Origin of the sequence: Mesorhizobium sp. M7A.F.Ca.CA.002.09.1.1 (assembly GCF_003998555.1) — a bacterium.
GTDB classification, from domain to species: Bacteria; Pseudomonadota; Alphaproteobacteria; order Rhizobiales; family Rhizobiaceae; genus Mesorhizobium; species Mesorhizobium ciceri.
This window is the reverse complement of record NZ_RZRR01001366.1, coordinates 1-917: the sequence shown is the minus strand read 5'-3', so window position 1 is coordinate 917 and position 917 is coordinate 1. Positions and strand designations below refer to the sequence as shown.

The following is a 917-nucleotide window of genomic DNA, read 5'->3' as shown; positions in this document are numbered from 1 at the left end:
ACTCTGCGCATGAACCAGCGACTCCTCCAGGCAATCGATGACAGGCGCGACGACGTCGTCGCGCTGACCGCCGAACTGATCCGTTTTCCGACTATCAATCCACCCGGCGAGGCCTACCGGCCATGCGCCGAATATCTCGGCGCGCGGCTGAAGAAGAGCGGTTTCGAGACCGAGTTCATCCGCGCCGAAGGCACGCCCGGCGACACCGACCGCTACCCGCGCGTCAATGTCGTTGCCCGTTCCGAAGGCAGGTCGCCGGGCGCCTGCGTCCACTTCAACTCGCATATCGACGTGGTCGAAGCCGGTGATGGCTGGACCGTCGATCCCTTCGCCGGCATCGTCAGGGACGGCAGGGTCTATGGCCGCGGCGCCTGCGACATGAAGGGCGGCCTTGCCGCCTCTATCATCGCAGCCGAGGCCTTCCTGGAAGTCTTCCCCGATTTTCCCGGCGCCATCGAAATATCCGGCACCGTCGACGAGGAATCCGGCGGCTTCGGCGGCGTCGCGCATCTGGCCAGGCTCGGCTATTTCTCAAAACCCAGGGTCGACCATGTCATCATTCCCGAGCCGCTGAACAAGGACCGCATCTGCCTCGGCCATCGTGGCGTCTGGTGGGCGGAGATCGAGACCAAGGGGGAGATCGCGCACGGCTCGATGCCGTTTCTCGGCGACAATGCGGTGCGCCACATGGGCGCCGTGCTGCGGGCTTTCGAGGACGAACTGTTTCCCGCGCTCGACCGCAAGATGACGCGCATGCCGGTCGTGCCCGAAGGAGCAAAACGCTCGACCATGAACATCAATTCGATCCATGGCGGCCAGACCGAGGATTTCCGGCCCGGCCTGCCGTCGCCCAACGTGCCCGACTCCTGCCGGATGACCATCGACCGCCGTTTCCTGCTCGAGGAAGATCTCGACAC

General features: G+C 64.7%; 1 protein-coding gene. It reads left to right on the top strand.

Annotated features, from left to right (window positions below):
- Positions 1-9 precede the first annotated feature (9 nt).
- A partial coding sequence (locus EN994_RS33270; protein ID WP_127308248.1) for an acetylornithine deacetylase/succinyl-diaminopimelate desuccinylase family protein occupies positions 10-917 on the top strand: 908 nt, incomplete at its 3' end.